Annotated in this window: 11 protein-coding genes; all 11 read right to left on the minus strand. The window is 47.0% G+C overall.

The window, feature by feature from the left end; genetic code table 11:
- Positions 1–273: 273 nt before the first annotated feature.
- The 11 genes from KWJ01_RS10165 to KWJ01_RS10215 all read right to left on the minus strand — a co-directional run bounded on the left by KWJ01_RS10165 (position 274) and on the right by KWJ01_RS10215 (position 22410).
- Positions 274–834 (minus strand): hypothetical protein, encoded by a 561-nt coding sequence (locus KWJ01_RS10165; RefSeq protein ID WP_224996331.1) that lies wholly within the window; start codon positions 832–834, stop codon positions 274–276.
- A gap of 737 nt (positions 835–1571) precedes the next feature.
- On the minus strand, positions 1572–8864 hold the full coding sequence (locus tag KWJ01_RS10170) for a S8 family serine peptidase (protein WP_224996332.1): 7293 nt from the start codon (positions 8862–8864) through the stop codon (positions 1572–1574).
- A gap of 609 nt (positions 8865–9473) precedes the next feature.
- Positions 9474–10157 (minus strand): basic secretory family protein, encoded by a 684-nt coding sequence (locus KWJ01_RS10175; protein WP_224996333.1) that lies wholly within the window; start codon positions 10155–10157, stop codon positions 9474–9476.
- A gap of 76 nt (positions 10158–10233) precedes the next feature.
- Positions 10234–11646 (minus strand): PKD-like family lipoprotein, encoded by a 1413-nt coding sequence (locus tag KWJ01_RS10180; RefSeq protein ID WP_224996334.1) that lies wholly within the window; start codon positions 11644–11646, stop codon positions 10234–10236.
- Positions 11647–11657: 11 nt separating this feature from the next.
- Positions 11658–12485, minus strand: coding sequence for a DUF4843 domain-containing protein (locus KWJ01_RS10185; protein ID WP_224996335.1), 828 nt, complete (start codon positions 12483–12485; stop codon positions 11658–11660).
- A gap of 18 nt (positions 12486–12503) precedes the next feature.
- Complete coding sequence (locus tag KWJ01_RS10190; RefSeq protein ID WP_224996336.1) at positions 12504–13994, minus strand: RagB/SusD family nutrient uptake outer membrane protein; 1491 nt, start codon at positions 13992–13994, stop codon at positions 12504–12506.
- Between the two features lie 11 nt (positions 13995–14005).
- Positions 14006–17479, minus strand: a complete 3474-nt coding sequence (locus tag KWJ01_RS10195; protein ID WP_224996337.1) for a SusC/RagA family TonB-linked outer membrane protein — start codon at positions 17477–17479, stop codon at positions 14006–14008.
- A gap of 608 nt (positions 17480–18087) precedes the next feature.
- Positions 18088–18666 (minus strand): sigma-70 family RNA polymerase sigma factor, encoded by a 579-nt coding sequence (locus KWJ01_RS10200; protein WP_224996338.1) that lies wholly within the window; start codon positions 18664–18666, stop codon positions 18088–18090.
- A 507-nt stretch (positions 18667–19173) separates the two neighbouring features.
- A complete protein-coding gene (locus tag KWJ01_RS10205; RefSeq protein WP_224996339.1) occupies positions 19174–20268 on the minus strand; it encodes a TlpA disulfide reductase family protein in 1095 nt (364 codons plus the stop codon).
- Between the two features lie 80 nt (positions 20269–20348).
- Complete coding sequence (locus tag KWJ01_RS10210) at positions 20349–21233, minus strand: serine protease (RefSeq protein WP_224996340.1); 885 nt, start codon at positions 21231–21233, stop codon at positions 20349–20351.
- A 103-nt stretch (positions 21234–21336) separates the two neighbouring features.
- Positions 21337–22410, minus strand: a complete 1074-nt coding sequence (locus KWJ01_RS10215; RefSeq protein ID WP_224996341.1) for a FecR family protein — start codon at positions 22408–22410, stop codon at positions 21337–21339.
- Positions 22411–22417: the final 7 nt, after the last annotated feature.

The raw sequence follows: 22417 nt of genomic DNA on the forward strand, positions 1-22417 counted from the left end.
CAGCTGTTAAAGGATGAAGAATGGTATTGATCAGGATTAATACTAAAATGAATAAAAAGTATTTTTCCTTGTTATAGGTGAAAATATCTGCTAACACGATTTTATCTTCTGTTTATATATGGTTAGATGCCAAAGCAATATTTAACTTCTGCATGTATAGCCTACACCCATCGTAGATTAAATCTAACCCAGACCTATTATATTGTCGAGCATCATAATTTTTGATAAGCCAAAATTATCATCTTACGAAGCTTTGCCTGTACTGCCTTTTCTTTAGGTTGTTCTGTTGCTGGTCCTTATCCCTACATACATAAAACCATAGGTAATACTGCCCATTATTACAGGAATCAATACGTCCATTTTAAATTCAATAGCCAGGTATAGTGCCGGCACAAATGAAACTACCAATCCTGCCATAGTCAGCAGCAGTATGTTTCTATTTGCAGCCTTTGCTGATTTTAGTTCATTTTCAAGCCAATATATGTTTGTCTTTCCGCTCGCTATCAGTGTTTCGTAGTTCATAAATACTCTTTCCCAAACAAGGGCTTCTTTTTTAGTAACCCATTGGTGTTTGGTATTGATAATAAATTTAGTTTTCACGTATGTAGTCGAACCCTCCTGACGAAAATCAATGTAGATATCGCTTTTCCACTTAAGCGGATTATAGGTGTACCCATTCCGGAATTCACTTCCTCTTTTTATGTGCAAAGCATCATTTCTTTCTTCAATCTGCCTAAAGCCCATAGCTTGAAAGAAAATAATAATTGCACTCTTCAATTCTGGTAGTGCGAGCTGTGTAGCCAGATTGATATCTTTCACCACTTCTTCTATCATCCCTTTTGATGTTTTGGCATGAAAACACTTTATATCCTATTTTACGATCAGGAAATAATCTTACCTAGGTCTATTTATCGAACACATAACAAGGAAGACTAAGACCAGCAGTCACCTACTTATAATCTAGATATATGGAATAACTTACCGCTCCCCCTTCCGGATCTTTCGCTTCTGTTCATAAGATAACTGCAGATTTGGTAAGGGCATCCAACACCGTCACCTTAAACTCAAATGGTTTTGGCTTCCTATGACTTTATCTTCTTTCTCACATGATATAATCAGGAAAACAGAAATGATCAATAGTAATTTTTGTTTCATTAATTCCAGCACTAAATGCATTGAGTAGTAACACTGCTGCTTTGCCTGAAACCTAAATTAGATATGATTCTTAAAATATGAATGCACAGAATATGCCCATGAACATTTGAGTATGTACCTTTTACTGAATCCTGTTAACAATGTATGGTCTTAGTACTTAAATTAGGCATGAATCAGCCATTCCAAACTTCTTGTCTGTTGATATTTTCAAGACTCAGCCACAGTCTTTTTTTTTGCTATTTCCACATATCTGCTGCGCATTTGTTCATATTCATTAACAAAACTTGATGTCTCATTAAAAGAAAAAAGCGGACTAAAAATTAGCCCGCTTTTCCGGTAGCACAATCTCTGAAACGCTTGTGTAGTGATTGCTTCAGCTTGTTTCTGCGCACACTAATTTGTGTGCTTGTAGTATTCTATTGTTTTACAAAAGTCTGTGATTGCTTAAATCCATCTTTGCCAACCAACTGCAGGTAGTATACCCCAGGCTGTACGCCCATGCCTTGCAGGTCAATGGAAAGTGTGGAAAGGCTTTCGCCTGCTACCTGCTTTTTATAGATGGTCTGCCCCTGCGAGTTGCGGATCAGTACTTCTACCGCTCCACTTACAGGCTCCTGTAGCCTGAAGTGCAGCGCATCCCGTGCAGGTACCGGGTAAAGGGTTACCACGGCTGCTGCTTTGGCATTTTCCTTCACCACCTCAAACTCCAGGGTATAGGCCTCACCGGCAATACCAGTGGCATAAGGCAGCGAATACGGTACTACGGTTAGGGCATAATGTCCTTCTTCCACAGGCCAGGGCATGTAATCCTTCTTCTTGTCACCTGTTAAGGAGAAAGGCGCTGCGTTATCAGTGCCATAGTACGTGCCATTGAGGTAGAACTTCATGCTGCCTACCCGATGGCTGCTGTGCGCCAGAAGGCTGATCTTTTTGTATTCTTTCTCCTGAATGTTGATGGTATCTCCACTCTGCAGCTCCTTCAGCTTAATACCTTTGGTGCTGACAACCTCCACCCCTGTTATGGTGGCTGTATTTATCAGGTAAAGAATTGCTTCTTTGCCCAGCAGCTCCTCTCCTCTTCCGCCGGTCTGGCTAAAGGCTTTGGTAGAGAGTTGGTGCGCCCCCTGGCTAAGCTGTGCCAGGGCAAGCCTGGAGAGCAGGTATGGCTGCTGGTTTACCAGGTTGTTTACACCGCCATCGAGGCTAAAGCTTACACTGCCTACCGTAGCCGTGGTATTGGCAACTATGCCATAGGTAAAGAAGCCGGCATCTGCTGCATCAATGGCAAGGCTATCGGTAAAGGTGGAAATAACATTGCCACTGTTTACATCAACCAGGCTAAAACTTTCAATACCTGGTTTTACAGCGCCCGGCATTACGCTTAGTACAAAGGGATGGTAAGCATAATCAGGAAAACGCGGATCGTTCGTTTTGTAGAACAGGGTATCCCTGTAAACACCCGGGCTTAGTGCGCTTGCATCGAAGTTTACATTAACTGTTACCGAAGCACCATATTCCAATCCTTCTGCACCTTCAGGACTAAAGCTTAAGTAGGAAAGATCATTAAGATTCTCCATGGAGAAATTTAATAAGCCCTCGCCCCAGTTATAAACTGTAATCGGTACTGAAACAACACTGCCAGATTCTACTTCTGCACGAATGGTGTCTGCAGGCTCTACGCTAAAAGAAGGTACCGGCGGCAGCACTTTTAGCGTAACAGGTATCATGATATCCGGGTAGAAAGACTCCTTACTCCTGATGTAGAGGGTATCATGGTACAAGCCCTCATCCTGTATGGTATTCAGCTGTACTGTAATTCCCTTGCTGCTTTCAGCTTCAACAATCAGCTCTGTATTGAGTGGATCTGGAAATGCACCGATCCAGTTCTCTTTACTTTCAAACGAAAATTCATAGCTGCTTGCTCCTGTATTGGTCAATACCATTTTTTGTTCTGCAAGGTAGCCCCAGGGTTGCTCTATATAGATAGAATCATGGGATAGTGTAACCAGGGCTGGCTTCCGCACCTTTAAGCTGGCAACCACACCAACTTGTGGAGCATTGGCGGCATCGCTATTTACGACCAGTCCTGCCACAAAATCACCAGCTTCCAGATAAGTGGCATCAAAGGTAACTTTAATATCGGCAGTACCCCTGGCTGGCAATACCCCGGATGCAGGGCTTACCGTGAGCCATGGTTTGGCATCTTCCAAAACCTGCACATTATCCAGCTGCGCATACCATGCCTCGCTGTTGCTGCTGCTGTAGTGCCAGCGCAGCTGGAAGGTGGCGGCATCCTGAAGGTATTCGGCTAAGGCTACCTGCACAAGTTCTCCGCTGCCATGCAGCTGGCCATGGTCTTCGTTCCAGTGCAGAATATTAGTCCAGGCTTTTTCTCCGTTTACACGAATATCCAGATCGAGAAAATCCTGGTTGGCGTAGTTCTGGTAATTGGCTCCATACTGAAGTACCAGCTGCTTGCTGGCCCCTACTTTGATTACAGGCGTAATCAGTTCCTGGTCTGTAGCGCCATTTTGGTCTGCTTCCATCACAAGGGTTGCTGCCCCTCCGCTGCCGCTGTAATTGTTTACACCGGGGGCTTTGGCTGTTTTCCACCCCTGTTTGCCCATGCTCCAGCTGGCAGGCGGGAAGCTCTCTTCAAAATCTTCTGTTAACAGTGCTTTGCCTGCCATTACCTGTACAGCAGTGGCTGTAGTGGCTGCAACAGGTTTTGATCTCATCTCATCCTGCAGTTGTTTCTCTTTAATATGCAGGAGTTCAGCAGCGGTCATCTGCGGAGCTACCCTGGCTGATGTACTGTCAATCACTACAGTGCCGCCCACAACATCAATAGAGTAGTTGATCGGCGAGCCCCCTGTGTTGCTGATTTCGAACTGGCTTTCTGCCTGCTTTTTGTAATCAATCGTGTTGTTAAGCACTGTTCTGTTCAGGCTAATGGCTGATGCGCCAGTGAGCGTTAAGGCAGTGGGCACCACTATTCTCTGTGCACCGGCAATATTTACCAGCAGATCAGACCGGTAAGTGCCATAGCCAATCAGGGTGCCATCAAAATCTACCGTAATTTCTGCCTCCTCTCCGGGAGCCAGGCTACCGGATTGGGGATAGAAGCTTAGGTAAGCAGGTGGTTCCTCGCGGGCACCTTCGCGTATCTCGAAATCATCAATATAGAGGTGCATGTTATCCGTTTCTGTGCCAGAGCCAAAAACTACCCTTTCCACGTCTCCATCACCCATTGCCTGGCCGGAAAATACTTTCCTGTCGTTCATGTAGAGGGTAAAGATATGGGTAGCCCTGTCCAGCTCCAGTTCCAGCTCAAAACTTCCCTGCGGCAGTATTTCATCCATTGAAACAAGTGAATACCTGTTGTCTTTACGAACTGCGGCATGCATGCTTCCATCAGGTTTTATCGCCACAATAGTTACCGGAGCACCAAATGGATTAGATATATTGAATACAACCTCCCAGTTTGCTCCCCTTCCCTGGAAATTCAGGTTCATGCGGGTGGTAGATTTGGCATCTGTGCCGGGCGTTACCATAGGAGAATACAGGCTAGACCAGGTTGCCGGATTCGATACCTTGTGTACATACTTTTTACCACTGCTGGCATAATCTCCAACAGTATCTATGTCCCAGCCACTAAAGCTACCATCTCCATTCGCTATTGCCCATAGCTCCTGGTAGTTAATGCTACCATAGGCAAAACCTTCAAAGTCAGTTTTATAGGCTCCCGGAGATATTTCTGAAGCATTGATCTGTGCGGGTGCTCCGTAGCGGGCTTGTATTTCCCTGATATCGATCGGTTCCTCCGCGGCTGCTTCGGTCTGCTTCAGCTCCTGCTGTACCATGCTTCCGGCTGCTTCCGGAGCCAGGGGGCCTGTGGCAATGTGGGTGTTTTGCTGGCTGATGGTAAAATCATAGGTGCCGGTTCCGTTATTTTTCAACACCACAGTACGGCGCAGCTTTTCTTTTTTATCAATGGTAATCTCCAGCGAATCGGGTGTAGCGGTAAACATAGGGCCTGCTACATCCATGGTAAGGGGAACATAAACTGGCTCATGTTCAGGAATATTATTATACACAGCCAGCGCTGCTTTAAAGATGCCGGTATTCAGCCCTGTCGCATCCAATGCTACTGTTACTTCCTGCTCCTCTCCCGGGGGTACCACACCACTCTTTGGTGTAATGGTAACATAGGGCGCTGGTATCAGCCAGCGGATGGCATTGTGGTAAAGGGTTGGCACATCGCCAGTCCATACCCCTTCTGTACTACCATAAATGATAGGGAACATATTGATGCCCACCGTATTCTGATTGGCTGCTGCCATGATGTAGCTTATATCCTCATACTCGCTCTTCCATTCGGCCAGTGCAGTTGCGCCATTTGCTACCTTTACCGGCAGCACCATACCATCAAAGAAAACAGCTTCTACCTCAGCCAGGATAGGATGTTCCGGCACCAGCTTCTTCGACATGTTTACATGATCATACCATGGCTGCTCCGTAATTTCCAGGAATGGACCATAATTCTCGGTTATGAAGCGGCCCTTCATCCTGAATACATCATAATCAGCGTTCAGATAAGCGCCCCCACTTACAATTACTTTACCACCAGCATCAACATAGTCGGCAAGGGCATTGCCTACCTGCTCTGCATCTACCCCTGCAGCCAGCCAGGGTATATTGTTGGTGATGATCACCACGTCGTACGCTGCTAATGCCGCTCCGCTTATGCCAGGCATTTCACTGAGGGGAAACGCAGCTGCTTCTATATCTTCAAAACCATCTAGAATTTGTACAAATTCGCTCACATCCTGATCCGGAGATAATATACCGACCTTCAGCAGGTTTGCAGCACTTTTCATGGCTTTCAGGCTAAGGGTTCTGGTATTGCCAGGCGTAGCGGGTGCTTTGTGCAGGAAGTTTGTACCCTGTATGCCCTCCTGAGCAGTAGCCTTTGAAGAAAGCTGAATTTGTGTGGTCGTGGGTGAGCCATTTTCCGGTGCAACTGCCTGAATGTTATAAGCAAGATCGCTGCCCCCGGTATTACGAATCAGGAGGCTGTGCTGCTGCTTTTCATTACTCTTCAGGCTGGCGTAAATTGAATCAGGGCTCACAGAAATGCCTGGTTCAGGAACACCCGTACCTGCTAAGGGAACTTTTAGTACAGGATTAGCTGCGTCATTCGTATTGATGGTGAGTATACCAGTTCTAGTACCCAATCCCGAAGGTGTGTAAGTTACAGGAATCATCAAAGATTTGAATGGTGCCACTACCAGGGCATCCTGCCAGTTTACAGAAAAACCGGTTCCGCTAATGGCTGCATCCTGCAGTGTTAGCGTATCAGCGCCAGCGTTATGGATTTTTACATGCTTCTGTTCTTTAACACCCAGTATAACAGCGCCAAAATCCAGTTCAGTGGTTTCAAGTATGGCAATTGGGCTGTTGTTACTTGTTACCTCCAGGCTGAGGGTAAGGGTGATGGCTTCATTGAGCGGATCGTTGGTGCTGATGTTGATGGTTTGCTCATAGGTGCCGGACACCAATGCTGCTGCATCGAAAGTAACTGCAAGTGTAATACTCCCGGCAGGCGCTACGGTGCCACTTTTCGGAGAGATGCTGGCAAACTTTACAGCACCGCTGCTCCCTTCAACATTGAACTCCAGCTCACCGGGACCATTATTACTAATCAGTACAGATTCGGTGGTAGTTTCTGCAGTAAGCAGGCTGGCTGAAAGCGTAACCGGGGTCAGCGTGATGGCCGGAGCAGGATTGGTTTTCTGCTCCACCACATTTGAAATAGCAGAGATGTTACCGGAGTAATCCACTGTTTTTACTGCCACATAATAGGTGGTTTCCGGCTCCAGGCCCTTAAACGTAAAGCTTTCGGTACTACCCGGGGCTTTGGGCACAAAAGAGCCTTTCCAGGGGGCAGGCGTAGCCTCTTCAAAATTCTCTTCCGTAATGGGTATAGTGGCATAGCGTACATCATAAGCACTGAGGGTTGTATCCCCATCTGCCGGTACCGTCCAGCTAAGGGTTAAGTAGTGAGGCCCGGTCTTGTCGACAGTAAGATCTGTTATAGGATTGGGTGCTGTTTCATCTGCAGTTTGCAGGGCTTTCAGGGCATTGAGCCTGCCCGCTCCCAGCAGCCCCAGGTGAAACTGGTTTTGTGCATTGATATTATCGGTGCTCTCTATAAGCCTTCTGCGGAGCATTTCAGGTGTAAAACCAGTACCTCCAAATTTTGACACTACCAGTGCCGCCACACCAGATACGTGGGGGCATGCCATGGAGGTACCTGATACAGCTGCATAGCCGCCATCGATCCAGGTGCTAAGCACACTGCGCAGGTCTGTAATATCGCGGTTATCACCATCGCCACCGGGGGCAGCAATATCAACCCAGGCACCATAATTGGAGTAGGATGACTTAATATCTTTAAATCCTGTGGCTGCAACAGATAATACAGGCTCATACGCACCGGGATACCACAGTCCTCCATGGTTCTCATTACCAGCTGCAAAAATTACAATACCGCCCTTCATGGGGCCGGTTTGGTTGCCGTTTTCGTCTGTACCTGCTTCGGCAATAAAGTAGTCTATGGCATCCAGCACTACCTGCTCATAGTAATCAGGGGCGGTATACCCCCAGCTGTTTTGTGAGATAACAGCACCGTTATCAGCAGAGTAAACATAGGTTTGTGCAAAACCGCCACTTTCTTCGCCACCACTCGGGAAATATCCCTTAAAAACAGCGCACGACATCAGCCTGACACCATCGCCATTGCCGGTGCCTCCCGCTACACCACCAACACCTATGCCATTGTTATTGCTGGCAGCCACAGTACCGGCCACGTGCGTACCATGAAAGTGCTGTGCAATATCAGCGTTATCATTTACAAAATTGTACCCATGCACATCATCTACAAATCCATTGCCATCATCATCAATGCTGTTGCCGGCAACCTCTCCTTTATTTATCCAGAGGTTATCCTTTAAGTCGGGGTGGTTCAGCTGTATACCACCGTCTACAACAGCAACAATCACATTACTTTTCCCTGCTTCTAACTGCCAGGCATCAAACAGGCTGATATCGGCACCAGCGGTGCCATTCAGCTGGCCGGTGTTATTGTAATGCCACTGCTTGGAGAGCAGCTCATCGTTGAATGGTGCATCTGCATCAGCAGCCAGTGACTGCATCCTGTTTTGACTCTCCGCCAGTTCCTTGTCCAGGTTCAGTGGGTTAAAACCTGATGCATCAGGACCAATCACTTTTTTCTTCAGCACAGGCTCAGTGTGGGTTACCTGCTCCAGACCATCATAGGCCTGCATGGCCGATTGCAGCGAAGCACCTTTGCCTACCTCCACTTCGTACCAGAGGTGCAGGCCGTGCTTGCGGTGCTTTGCTTCGTATTTGCCGGCATGCGGAAACACCCGCTTCATGGTGCGGGCATTGTATTGCTGGTGTACTTTATCCAGTGGCTGTACGCCGGTGAGCACTACATTGGAGGGCGACATTCTCATGTTGCTGCTCTCCAGCTGGCGGGCATATGCTTCTGTAACTTTAATACGAACTATGCCCTCCTGCACTTTGGAAATATCCAGCGGCTTTGGTGCCTGGGCAAAACTAACACTCGCCGACAAGATGATCAGCAGCCCGACCAGCAGGTGTAGCAGTGTTAATTTCTTCAAAAAAAAAGGATTACTTTTCATTCTAAAAAAGATGTGTTCTGAATGGATGATAAGAGCGTGATAAAAAACTGGTGTAGGGACACCTGTTGATGATAAATTCAGATCAGTTGATCTGCAGCAGTAGATCCGGCAGGTACATAGAAATCCTGGACTGCTTTAAAAAAAGCAATAGGAATCACGGCAAACCCTGCGTAGGGTATGCCTGTAAAATGTGAATAGGCAGCTTTTTAGCGCTTCAGAAAAGAAGCAGATTAACAGGATTTCTGATCAAGGAAGAGTGCGTAAATGTTGCATCATAGATGGGTAGTGATTAATGAGGGGTTTATACTAGTGAGTATCTTTTATAGCCCTCATCCCTAAAGAGAAAGTGGATTTATTTTCTGTATGCTGAAAATTATTGCTCCTCCAGGGGAATTAAGCATTAAATTCACTTTTAGTGCTCAAAAAATATAGCGATCACTATCTGATTTATAGATTAAAATATATGCTTGAAAAGGTTGACAATAAAACAATCCCCCCTACCTCCTTTGCCAGGGTGGATTACTGTACCATTACTCACCTTTACTAGATATGCTAAACCTTAACTCACGTTTGAACTAAACCATTGCATTAGATGATGGGGTCCCGGGTGTAGCTTTCCCAAAGCGCATCAAGATCTTTTCCGCTTAGTTCTTTCCAACTGTTTGTGCTATAAGTTTTGCTGCGCATGTGCTCATCCAGCTTTTTTACGATACCCGGTCGCTCCTCTTTTTCCAGCCAGAGCAGAAAGCGTGCTGTAATACGATAGCCATCGGTATAGTGCTGCTCCGGGGAGTAAGGTGGCAGGAACCAGCCTCCACCCTTATTATCCACGCCATAGGTGTAGCGTACATAATCGGCAATGCCTTCAGCCACCCAGCGGGGACCAGTACCATCGGGATAGGCCTGTACTACATGCATCAGCTCGTGGGTCACAACGTCAATGTCACCAGGATGATCGCGAAGCCAGCCGGCACCAAAGAGCACCTGGCCGCCACAGGCTTCTGCAACAGAGTGATAGGCAGTATCGATTTTGAACACCACCTCTGTTTGGGCCAGGGGGTTATAGTGCAGTGCCAGCAGGGGATACAGATCAAAAAAAGTAGAGATGATTCTACGCTTCACCTCCTGATTAAGCGCAGGATCATTGTTGATAAAGGTAAGGCTGTATCCGTTGCGGGCAAACACTTCGGTTTCCTGGGCCGGCAGCAGCAGGGGCATAAGCAGCAGTAAAAGTAGCACCCTTAGGGAAAGAGAGGTAAAAATAAGATTCATTGGCTGATGCGTTTGCCGGTACTTTGGGGCTAAACCTGGCTTTTTTAAGAAGCACTGAGAGGTTTTTAGCGTCTTCTTACATATCCCGCACAACCACATCTACAGGTGCTCCGGGAATGCCCTCTATCTTCTGTACTAGCGATCCGTTTTTACCAGTGCCTACATCCAGTATATACAGGGCTCCTTCTGTTGCAGCAAGTAACAAATCGTTATTACCAAAGAATCGGAGCATGGATACTTCCTGACCTGCAAAACTGGTGCTCAGGGTTTTCAGCTCCTCGTTCAGGGGGTTGTAACGAAAAATTTTATCGCCGGAGCTAAAGAAAATAATCTCCTCCGGATTTGCAGCCCATTTGGTGTTTTCCGTTACCAGTTCTGAGCCGGGGAATACCTTTTTATAGCTGGTAAAGAACATATCGGCTGCATTAGAGAATTTAAGCTCATACACCTGTCCGTCTGCTCCTTTTCCAAAAGCGAAGCTGGCATTGCTGTTCAGGTACTGCATGTAGAGCAGGTCTATGCCGGGATTTTTGGGATCAAAGCCCTCTCCTACAGGAATTACCGTATAGTCGGTACCAAAATAGGCGCCATTGCCCTCAAAGCGCACAAAGTTTTTTTGCTTTTCATCAAAGCCAATGTAGTACTGAAAATCCTGGTAAATGAAATGGGGCGACAGTTCATAATCTCCTGCCGATCCGTTACCGAATACCCCGTAGAGGGGGCCGAAAGGTGCCGTACTGGTGGTGCCGGTGTACAGCTTGCCACTAATTACCCCGGTGGTAACCCCCGACATGGTTGGTTTCAGGGCTACGGGTTTTAATGTGGCAGGTGCATCAAAAAAATTGTCGTTGATGTATTTGGTCCTGATCATGGTACTGGCATCCAGGATAACGGCCGGCTTTTCGCCTTCGCCGCACAGCACCCAGTAACTTACTATTGTTTGTGGCTGCCAGGCTTCATTTACTGCCACCAGCTGCAGTGGTTTGCCGGGCAGCGGTTCTCCATGAATACCCTCGTACAGATCCGGAAGCACGCTATTGTCAGGTTTAATGAAGGAAAGCCTTGCATGGCCACCCTCATCACTTAGCACCACCATGCCCTGGGTAAATTCCGTTCTTCCTTCAATTTCAAAATTGTAGAAGTACTTCATTTCGTTAGAGTGGTCGGTTACCGTAAGCAGCCCCTGGTACTGGCCCGGCTTAAGCCCGAAAAGTATCTTTAACTCCGGCCCTTCGTAATGTTCTGCACGGGCCTCCTGCGGAACTACAATCTGCCAGTTGAAGGTAAAGTTATCTGTTTCGGCCAGGCTGTGGGAAATGCCCGGCACTATGTGGAGGGTATCGCCTATGTAGGCTACAAAAACTGAATCCCGGATGCCCGTTACAATGGGTTCTTCCGGTGGAGCGTAATCATAGTTGCCAAGATCTTCATAGCATGCTGTAAGCAGCACAGACGATAGTAGCAGGTAGTATAGTGAAAGCTGTTTCATATGCTCACAGGTTAAAACATCGTGACACGCTGGCCATTTTCATCAATAAAGTAGTAGCGCCCGTCAGACTCGTTCTTTTGCAGCAACAATGCCCTGGCGGGATTATCGGTATGGTAAAAATCGTAGCCTCCGTCGGCACGCTCCTCCAGTATATAGCCCTGGGTATTTTGGGCCACCCAGGCAAAAGGATCCCGGAGAAAAACCCTTAATTTATCGATGAGGTAAAGGTTTCGGGGAATCTCCAGGTACGCATCGCCCTCCATGGAGGCCAGGAGGTCTACATTACCAACCACTACCAGGTAAAGCTCATGCTTTACCCTGGAGTAGTTGGCGAGCTGGTCTTCCCAAAGTGTCCACCAGAGGGGCCTTTCCAGCCTGTTTGAAAACTCAATGGTGAATTTGTTCCTCTCTGAAAAGAGCACATCAAAATCTTCTGAAGCAGCCGTAGTAAAGGCAATGCTAACTGTTTTTTGCTGAAGCTCCGGATCGGTATTATAGAGAATTACCGGTACCTGCAGCTTACCCGAATCTGCCGGCAGCACATAATATTCCTGCAGGGGCTCGAAATGCAAACCTGCTGTAGCAGTAGTTTGCTCCTGCAGTATGGCAAGTTTCAGCTTCCGATCATGCACTACCCTGTTACCGGCTATGGCCAGGGGCAGAAAAAGGGTATCTGCAGTTTTTTCCGGATTGTAGGCAAAGGTATAGGAAAGGCTATTCTCATCATCCTTATAATTGAAGTAGACGTTATCCTTTGAGGCATAAGGCTCTACATTATCCTGCTGGCAGGCCAGGCAGCCAAGCAGCAGCAATACCGGTATAAAAGTCTGGTGCTTCATAATCTTGTTGTTTAAAGCTTACTGGCCAAAGGATATCTCATCGTCGGGAAGTGGCAGTACAAAAATGCTGTTGCTGGCAGCGTAAATGCTACCAGACTGGCCCACAATATTGCGGTGCAGTCTTTTGTACATATAGAAGATCTGGCCCTCGCCAAAAAACTCCTTCCGGCCTTCCTTGATCAGTTCGTTTAAAAAAAACTCCCTGGAGTTTTCGCCCTCTACACGGCTGCCAATACCCCTGTTAAAGCGTACAAGGTTAAAATATTCCCAGGCCTGTGCAGGGTCGGCATCGAAAACGCACTCTGCGGCTATATAATACATTTCACTAAGCCGAAGGCCTGGCGCAACCAGGTGGTGCAGGTTGCCTTCATTATCATCCCGGCGGTATTTCTGAACATAGAGCCTATTGAATAGGCCATCGCTGTCTTCCTTCAGCCACTGTTTGTAGCGCAGGTCTTCGGCACCGGGGCCTCCGGTTTCAAAAATTAGATTGCCCTCGCTGGCATAGGTACTGGTGCTGTTGCTTAGGTGCTCAAAGCGGGTGCGCAAATGGTCTTTCCTGGCGGGTATATACCAGGCAAATACCAGCTCTTTATATAAGATCCGGTCCTTTAGCTGGGGATCGTCCGTGATAAAATCTTCCTTTTTAGTCCACTGCAGCTTTCCGGAATTAATTACCTCCAGGGCATGCTCCAGTGCTTTTTGCTTATCCTCTTTGTAGAGGTAAACACGGGCAAGGCTGCCGCAAACGGCATAGTAATTCATGCGGTGCCGCCTGTTCTGCAGAAAAAGCTCGTTCAGTTCTTCTGTTGAGCCATCGTCCGGAAGATCATTCGCATCACCGTTGAGGGTATAGCCTACCACGTAGCCCTCGGTAACAATTGGGTCTGCTTCCTTTAGCAGGGCTTTTGCTTCCAGCAGATCGGCAATGATTTTATCCAGCACCCCGGCTACCGGCTCCCTGGGCGTTACCTTGTTGGTGAAACTGGTTACATAAGGAATACCTGCTTCCCCGGCACCCTGTGCATGCGAGGGCGCAAAGAGACGCAGCGCATCAAAATGAAGATAAGCCCGTATGGCCAGTGCCTCTCCTTTAATCAGCTTAGCCGTGTTTGCATCCCGAAAAACGGCTTTCTTTTCCTCAAGCTTTTCCAGCAGGATGTTACAGTTTGAAATGGCATTGTAGAGCCCGGCCCACAGCCTGTTTTTACGTGCTATAAAATCCTGGTCTTCATAATTATACTGCATGGCTGGCCTATACCTGAAAAAGTCGCTGGTACCAATTGAATAGTTCTGGGCCAGCACATCGGGCAGGCCAAAGCTAAGCTCACCGCCATAAAGATCCTCCTCTGCACAGCGGGAGTAAATGCCAACCATGCTTTCATAAAAACCCTCTTCGGTCGCGAACAGCACATCTTTATCTATCTCTGATGAAGGCTTTACATCCAGGTAATCGTTACAGGCAGTACCCAGCACCAGGATTGTCAGCAACAGTAGGTATTTTTTCATGGGTCTTCTGTTTAGAATCTGGATTGAAGGGAAAAAGTAACGCTGCGGGCAAAGGGGTAATCAATGCCCCGCTCCTGCTCTACCGCCGACCACCGCCAGATGTCGTTCATTGTTACCATCAGGCGCAGGCTCTGCATTCTTACTTTGCGGGCAGCAGCGGCGGCCAGCTCATAGGAAAGGTTGAGGGAGCTAAGTTCCACCACCTGATCGGGCTGAATAAACCTGGAGGTAACATAGCTGCCATCGAGGTTGGCTATGTCTTTGTAAACAGCCCTATCGCCAGGCTGCTGCCAGCGTTGGGCAAGCACCCGCTGGTCTACATTGTAGCGGGGGTCTGCATTCTCCACCCGGTCTACCAGCGTCTGGTTATAGGTGTCGCCACCAAAGCGGGTGTAGAAGTTGGCTGTGAGCAAAAAGTTCTTAAAGCCCAGGCTACCCCCGAAAAAGCCTTCGGCATCTGGCGAGGAATCGCCTATCGGAACAATATCTTTTACGCTGTATTTATAGGTAAGGGAGCCATCGCGCTTCACATAGATTTCTTTGCCCGATTCCGGATCTATGCCCAGAGAGCGCACGCCGTACAGGGTATTTAGGGATTCTCCCTCATTAAAGCGTGTCATGGGGGTGCCCCTGTTGCCTTCCTCTTCCTGTTTCTGATCTACCTCGTCGTTATACTTTTTCAGGGATTGGGATATCTCCATGATGGTGTTTTCATTGCGCACCATATTGGCGTGCACACGTACAAACCAGTTTTTGGTTCTCACCAGCGCTGCATTCATGTTCAGCTCAAAACCTTTGTTTTCCATTTTACCCAGGTTGGCTTTGTAAGAGGCAAAGCCCATGGAAGGAGGCACTACAATATCGGCCAGCAGATCTTTGGTAAGTTTATAGTAATAGCGGGGCGAAATAAATATGCGGTTTTCAAACAGCGATACCTCCAGGCCCAGGTCATAGTTCTGGGTGCGTTGCCATTTCAGAAATTCGTTACCATAGCCTTTGTGCCTGGCGCCCACCCCACTGGAGTACCATTCGTTGTAGTACTCGTAGGTGGTTTTGGCCATATATGCGGGAAAAGAAACCTCACCGGTAAGACCGGTGCTGGCCCTGATTTTCAACCTGTTTACCACGCTGGAGGAGGCCAGAAAGCTTTCGTTTTGCAGGTTCCAGCCAATGCCTGCCGCCCAGAAGGGGGCATATTTGTTTTCGGTTCCGAATTTGGATGATCCATCCAGCCGCACGGCCAGGTCCAGTAAGTAGCGGTCGGCCATTGAGTAGTTCACATTAAAAAAACTACCCATCAGTCGCTCTATGGTCTGGGAGCCCTGCGGCGACTGGTGCTCTGCATACTGGTTGGCAAATCCAATGTTATCAAATTTATCGCTGGTAAAACCAATGGCCGTAAAGCCTTTATAGTCAGAAATATAATCAGTAACATTAGCCCCTAAAGTAGCATTGATGAAGTGCTTTCCCAGGTTACGGTGATAGGCCAGCACCATGTTTCCGTCGAGGGTGGTTTCATCGTTGCTCCGGAAAATATACTCCCCGCGCTTGTGCAGGTCATAAGCGGGATAGCCATAAAACTCATTGCTTAGGGGAGATTTAAACCTGTCGGCTGCCGATTGGGTGCTGGTGATACTGAACAGGCCGCGCAGGTTCAACCCCTCCCTTATTTTCCAGCTGGCCGAAAAAGAGTTAATGATTTGGGTATACCTGCTCTGGTCGTAGCTGCTAAGGGTAGCATCATAAGCCGGATTCAGCACCAGGTCTGTCCGGATTACATGCGTATTCTCCTCATCGAATTCACGGCCCACCCAGCTATCAACCTCGCGCAGTATGTTGCCATTTGCATCATATTTAGGGTAGTAGGGATTCATCCGCACATAATTCTGGAAACTGCCCCAGGGAGATTCCCTTGACTTTACTTCGGAGATGGAGAGGTTATTCTGAAATAGAAACCTGTTGTTGAGGTTATATGAAAGAAAAACATCACCACCATAGCGGGTCCTGCCAGACTCTTTCATGGCACCATTTATATCCTGGTAGCGGCCGGTAAGGCTGTAGAGCAGTACGTTAGATCCACCCTCAATGGTAAAGGAGTTGGTGTGGCCCAGGGCTGTTTCTACCGGCTCCGACAGCCAGTAGGTATCCACACCGCTCACCACATTCTTTTTCTTCTGATAATAGATTTTATCAAGCGTTTCCTGCGTTTGGTTGCCGCCATTGAGCATGGAATTGTAAAGCCCCGCCAGCCGCTCGTATTCAAGCTTGTCTTCGGCATTCAGCACATTGTAATCGCTAAGATCAGGCCCGGTAACCGAAAGCTCATAATTGTAGGTAAAGCTAAGCTTGCCCTCTTCCGGTGCCCTGGTGGTAATTACCAGCACACCATTGGAGGCCCTGGAGCCATAAACGGCCGTAGCTGCCGCATCTTTCAGCAGGGTAACAGATTCTACCCGGTTCATGTCCAGGTCGTAAACCGTCTGGATGCTTACCTCAAATCCGTTCAGGATAAAGGTGGGCTGGTTTGGGTTATTGCTTAGATTATTTTTGCTAAGGGTGTTGTTATCCAGCTGCTCACCACCGCCACCGGGTAATCCTGTTGCACCCCTCACGGTAATGTTAGGCAGGCGGTTAGGGTTAGAGCCCGCGAGGTTGTTTTCCGTAATTTTGAAAGAGGGATCATAGGCCTGGATGCTCTGCAGGATGTTGAGGGGATTCACCTGTTTTAGCTCTTCGCCACTAACGGTAATGGCAGTGCCGGTAAAGCTCTCCTTTCTAATTTCCTGGTAACCTGTAACTATCACAGCATCCAGTGCTGCCACATCTTCCTGCAGGCTTACATGAATGGTTTGCTGGTTATTGATCTTTACCTCGGCGGTGAGGTAACCAACAAAGGAGAACTGCAACACGCCATCGGTTATGCTATCTGGTATCTCCAGTCCAAACAAGCCATCCTTATCGCTGATGGTACCCCGGTAGGTACCTTTCAGCAGGATGTTTACCCCGGGGATGCCTTTGCCCTTTTCATCTGTTACCTTTCCTGTTACAAGCCTAAGGTCATCTGCTGCTTTACGGAGTTGCGGGGCAGGCTCTGCAAAATAGGTTGGTGGTTTTGACTGTGCCTGCTGTTCAGCTTTAAACAGGAGAATCCTTTCATTCACAACTTTATAGCTGATCTGGTGGGGTATCAGTATCAGGTCCAGCACTTCGCCCAGCTTCTTGTCTGCTGCATGTATGGATGTTTTATTACTGACGGGTATGGCAGAGGAGCTATAAACGAATTTTACACCAGCCTTTTCCTGAAGCTCGTGAAGGATTTCCCTGATCTCTACATCCTCTGCAGAAATTGACGTTTGCTTCTCCAGGATCTGTGCCTTCAGCGGACCAGCCAGTAAGGCGCATGCCAGGAAAAGACCTATTTTAATACTGTTAAGACGTATGATGCCTGTAGTAGTCACAAAAGCAAGGGTACAAATTCTCTTCATAGGTTAGCGTCTTTAGTCCGTAAGTCAGATCAGGGAAGAGGCAAGCAGTTTACTTACTAATCATCTGCCAGCTGGCTGGCGTATATTACATCTGTGCTGTAGCATATTCATTATCAAATCATTTCAATAACTAATCCCATTTTCAGGGTCAGTAGTAGCTTCTATAACCACCACCCCTGCTAAAATTAAACTACCCTTTAGAGGTGCCTGCCAAAGTATATACTTGATAGGTGGCTAAGGCAGCAGCAGTTGATACAGGTAAGTAGCAGTTCCTCCCCCCGACCCCTAAAAAGTAAATGAAAAATTAAAGGTGTTTTTACAAAAACTTAGCAATACCTGCTATAGACCAGTTCTGGATAGGACGAGGATGAAGGTTTTGGTCTTAAGATTAAAGGAAATCGGTTTACACTAAAAGCAGCTACAACAAGGGAAGGATTGCTTACATGTGATCAGTAATGCTGCCTTTTACAAACCCCCTAACATCAAAATTCTATTCAGGAGCTAACAGGAGGCTAGCATATGCTTAGCGAAAAAAACCAGGAGCAGAATGATCATACAGATCAGTAAAAAACCACGCTGGAATAGCTACCAATCAGGAAGTTTTTTTGCTAGAAATGAAGAAACAGTATCAAGAGCAGGAGGTACTCTTTCAGATGTACTTTCATCACCTTCAGGGATTGGGTAATATGGTATTCCACTGCTTTTTCGGAGATGTTCAGCGTCTGTGAAATTTCTTTAACCGTGCGGTTTTCGATGCGGCTTAGCTTAAATACTTTTTGTGTTTTTACGGGCAAAAGTGCAACGCCCAGCTCAACGGCCTCAGATAGATCTTTCAGAAAAATCTGCTGTTCCGTAGCATCAGAGGCTACTTTGGCATGGCTATGGGAATAGCTCACGTACTTTTCGTGCACCATTTGCGATTTGTACTGGTTAATGATGCTGAATTTAAGAGCCCCTAATAACCACGAACGCAGATGTTGTACCCCATGACCTACCCTTCGCTCCCACAGACTTACAAAAATATTTTGTGTTAATTCTTCTGCAAGTTCTTTACTGCGCAGCTTTTTATAGGCCAGCGTGAAAACTTCTTTCCAGTAACGTACATATATTTCCCGAAACGCAGCATTATCCTCTTTCTCTCTCACTAATTCCAACAGTTCGCTATCCTGGAGTAAGGCGTAATCCATAGAGTGAAAAATTAAATCTTAACAAGGCATCAAAAATACTGCTTCACACAAAGCCACAGGTACAATATTCTGCAAAGGAGGGTATCAGTTATAGGAAATTAACGAAAAATGCTTAATCTTCAAAATTTTTAAATGTGCAACAGCAAGGAAAATTAGCCCCTTTTTCCAGCTTTCTTCAGAAGGTATAAAGACATGTGTATTTATGCATTGTTAAAACGGTTGCGTAAATATTACTTATGCATAATTTTATTTATGGCTATCCTAAAATATTTTCTTTTTCTTTTGCTTTAGATGTCTCCTGACCTATCCCCGATCAAATAGTTACAGTTTGCGTGCTATTGCCAGGAGGAGCTTTTTCTTACTGTATCTTTTACAATAAGAACAAAAAAGACAATGAACCGATATGGCTCATTGTCTTTTCCTATAGTTGAAAAAATTCCAGTAAAATAATAGCTTTTGATGGTGCTACTCTGGCAAATTTCTGTTGATTTTTAATCACTAAGCGCGCTATTCGAAGAGCGTTGCCAACTTCTCATTCAAGGCTTCTCCTCTAAGATCCCTGGCGACTATGTTTCCATCAGGATCTATGAGAAAATTAGCGGGAATGGCACGGATGCTGTACTGCTTTGCCACCTCATTATTCCATCCCTTCAGGTCCGATACCTGCATCCAGCCAAGGCTGTCTTTTTCAATTGCTTTCAGCCACCTTTCCCTGTTGTCATCCAGCGATACGCCCAGGATATCAAATCCACTGTCTTTGTACTTCTGATACTCGCTGCGAAGGTTGGGATTTTCGTGGCGGCAGGGGCCACACCAGCTGGCCCAGAACTCCAGCAGCACATATTTGCCTTTGTAAGAGGCAAGGCTGACAGCCGTACCTGCAGTATCCTGCTGACTGAATTCCAGCGCTGGCTTTCCGGGCTGGGCAAGTCCCAGGTTGGTAAGATAAGTTTCCAGCTCTTTTCCTTTTGTGGTAGCTTTCAAATCTGCATGCAGGCCGGCAAATATCTCCCGGGCTTCAGCGTAATTAACGGGATTTGCATAATTCAACAGTTCATTAATGCTTACAATGCTGTTAGGATGCGCCAGCACAAACTGCTTCCGAATTTCAGGCTCTTTGTTATAAAATTCCTCAAAGCGTGCCTCGTATTCTTTCATCATTGCACTATCGCCCTCCTCACCAGCTTTTACCGATTTCTCATAAAAGGAAATTGCCTGCTCCCTGTTCTTCATGATCTGCGCCTCCAGTGCTTCGTAATCATCCTGTACTGCAGAGCCAGATATGTTTATCCGTTCAAGAGAATCAGCACTTCCTTCTAACCGCATACTGGTATTATCCAGGTAAAACACCTTTTGCAGCCTTGCCTCTGGAGAATAGAGCAGCACCATGCCTGGCTCATCAACAGTACCTTTAAATGTGAAACTGCCCTCCGCTACTGCCGATGAATCATTCTGTTCCTCACCGTTTAGGGTATACTTCATGTAGATGTATGGCACATCCAGTCCGTTGATGTTACCCTGCAGGGTAAAGCCCTCCTGCTTTTGCTGGCTCTGGCAACCAAAAAAAAGTGTGACAGAAAGTATGACTAATAATTGTTTCATTTGATACAGGGTTAAAATGCAATCTACCACCGAGATAAAGGGGCAGAACAGCGCTAAAAAATATTAAACTTCAGGAGCTGCTACTCCAGCAGGCTCAGTATCGCTTTTACAGGTATGGTTTCTTTCGATACCATCTGCAGATTATTATCGGTATTATACAGCGAGAGGGTTGCCGAAACTACGCCTACCACTTCCCCCTTGTTATTGAGCACCGGACCACCGCTTGAACCCTGGGCGAAATCTGCTGTAACACTCATTTTTTCTCCACCCTCACGCCAGTACAGGCGCGATACAGTTCCTTTGGTAAAGGAGTAAAACATGGAATGGGGATGGCCAATTACCTGCACATCCGATCCTATACTGGCTCCAGTTCCCAGGGGCAGTGCCTGGAGGCGTTCCTCACCGGCATCGAAACGAAATATTGCTATATCATCTGTTTTACTGGCAGCCAGTACTTCTTTGATGGGATAGACATTACCCTGATAATCCATGGCTACATGGGCAATATCCGCCCTTTCGTCAGTTGCATTGCCCTGGAAGATGTGGTAGCTGGTAACCCCTACACCCTCATCAGAAATAACAAAACCAGAAGCAGCCCTGATGTGGTCATTGGGGCACCTGGAACATTTATAGAGGGTACCAATCACCAATACACTGTTTTTACAGGCTTCATAGACCCCATCCTCATTAATTTTTTTCCTGCGTTTCCGGGCCTGCGCCACCTTTGCCTGGCTATTGTTTAATTGCCCCGTGAGTGTGGCCAACTCTGTAGTAAGCTGTTGATCTACCAGATTTCTTGCGCTTGTTTCAAGCTGCAGGTATAGCTGGTCATCCTTTATCAGCCCTTCTGTGGTGGTATAGTTTCCTTTTACGGTTTGCTGGGCAATGGCTACAGGAGCAGAAATACCCATAATGAGCAGCCATGCCAAAAGCCCTGCTACAAATACTTTAGAACATTTTTTCATGCTGATGTGGCTTATGCTAGAAAGAAGAAACAGCTGAAAGTCAGGTACCATAAAATTTGAATTTATGCAGCAAGTGTATGGCAGGCAGCCTGCAGCAAACATGCTATTTTGATTGGCAGCCGGTACCCTCCAGTAAAATGGTAGTTTCCCTGATCGAATAGCTTGCCCCAATCGACTGACAAATCAGCTCCAGCTGGTTATACAAATCCTGGTTTGCCAGATCGCCGGTAAAGCTACAATTGAGCAATGTCGGCTCAGTGGTTTTGATATCTACACCATAGGTCTTTTCGAGCACCCGGAGTACTGCCCCCAGCCCTTCCTCTTCAAACAAAAAAGCTTCGCTGCTGCTGGCAAGCTTTTCTGCTTCAAGCGGCACTGGTTCTTTTACCAGGGTAGCCACCAGCTCGTTTGTTTCCTGCTGATAGATAGCCCGCTGGTTAGGGGTTAGCACAACTTTTTTAGCCTTGTTAGGCAAAACCTTCTGGTACAAGCTTTCATCCGGATCATTCTTTAGCACAATCACCTTTCCTGTGAGTACAGCCACTTCATCCTGATGCTCACCATCACTAGTTTTAACATTGAAACTGGTACCAACCACCTGCGTTACAAGGCGGTTACTATATACATAAAAAGGTCGACTGGGATCTTTGCTAATGTCAAAAAAAGCCTCACCCTGCAGCTTCACCTCCCGCTTTGCGGCAGTAAAATCACGGGGGTATTTCAGTTCCGCCCGGGGCTGAAGCAGAACTGTACTTCCATCATTCAGCTGTATCTGCATGGGTCCCGTAGTTGTGTTCACTACTTTCAGTACATCCAGCTGGGCAGTAGTCATAAACTCTGCCTGCATGGGCTGTGGCATTAACAGGTAACCAGCCAGCAGCAACAGCCCAACGAAAGAAGCAGCAATTGCCAGTATGCTGCCCAGGGAGCGTACCCTGGCGGCTGGTTTTGCAGAAGCTGCCGGATTATGTGCTAAGGCCTGCTTTGTAACACCTATCTTCTCATTAATCTCCCCCCAAACCTGCTCGTCAATCTCAGCAAGTTCTGCATCCTTCAGTACGGGCAGTTCGTCATCATCAAGCAATTCATACCACTGCTCAACTATCTTTCGCTCCTCTTCCGTACCCGTTCCTTCCAGGTACTTTTTTAACAGTTTATGAAATGCTTCCCTACTCATGTTCAAA

The organism is Cesiribacter sp. SM1 (genome assembly GCF_020178975.1).
Classification (GTDB): Bacteria; Bacteroidota; Bacteroidia; order Cytophagales; family Cyclobacteriaceae; genus Cesiribacter.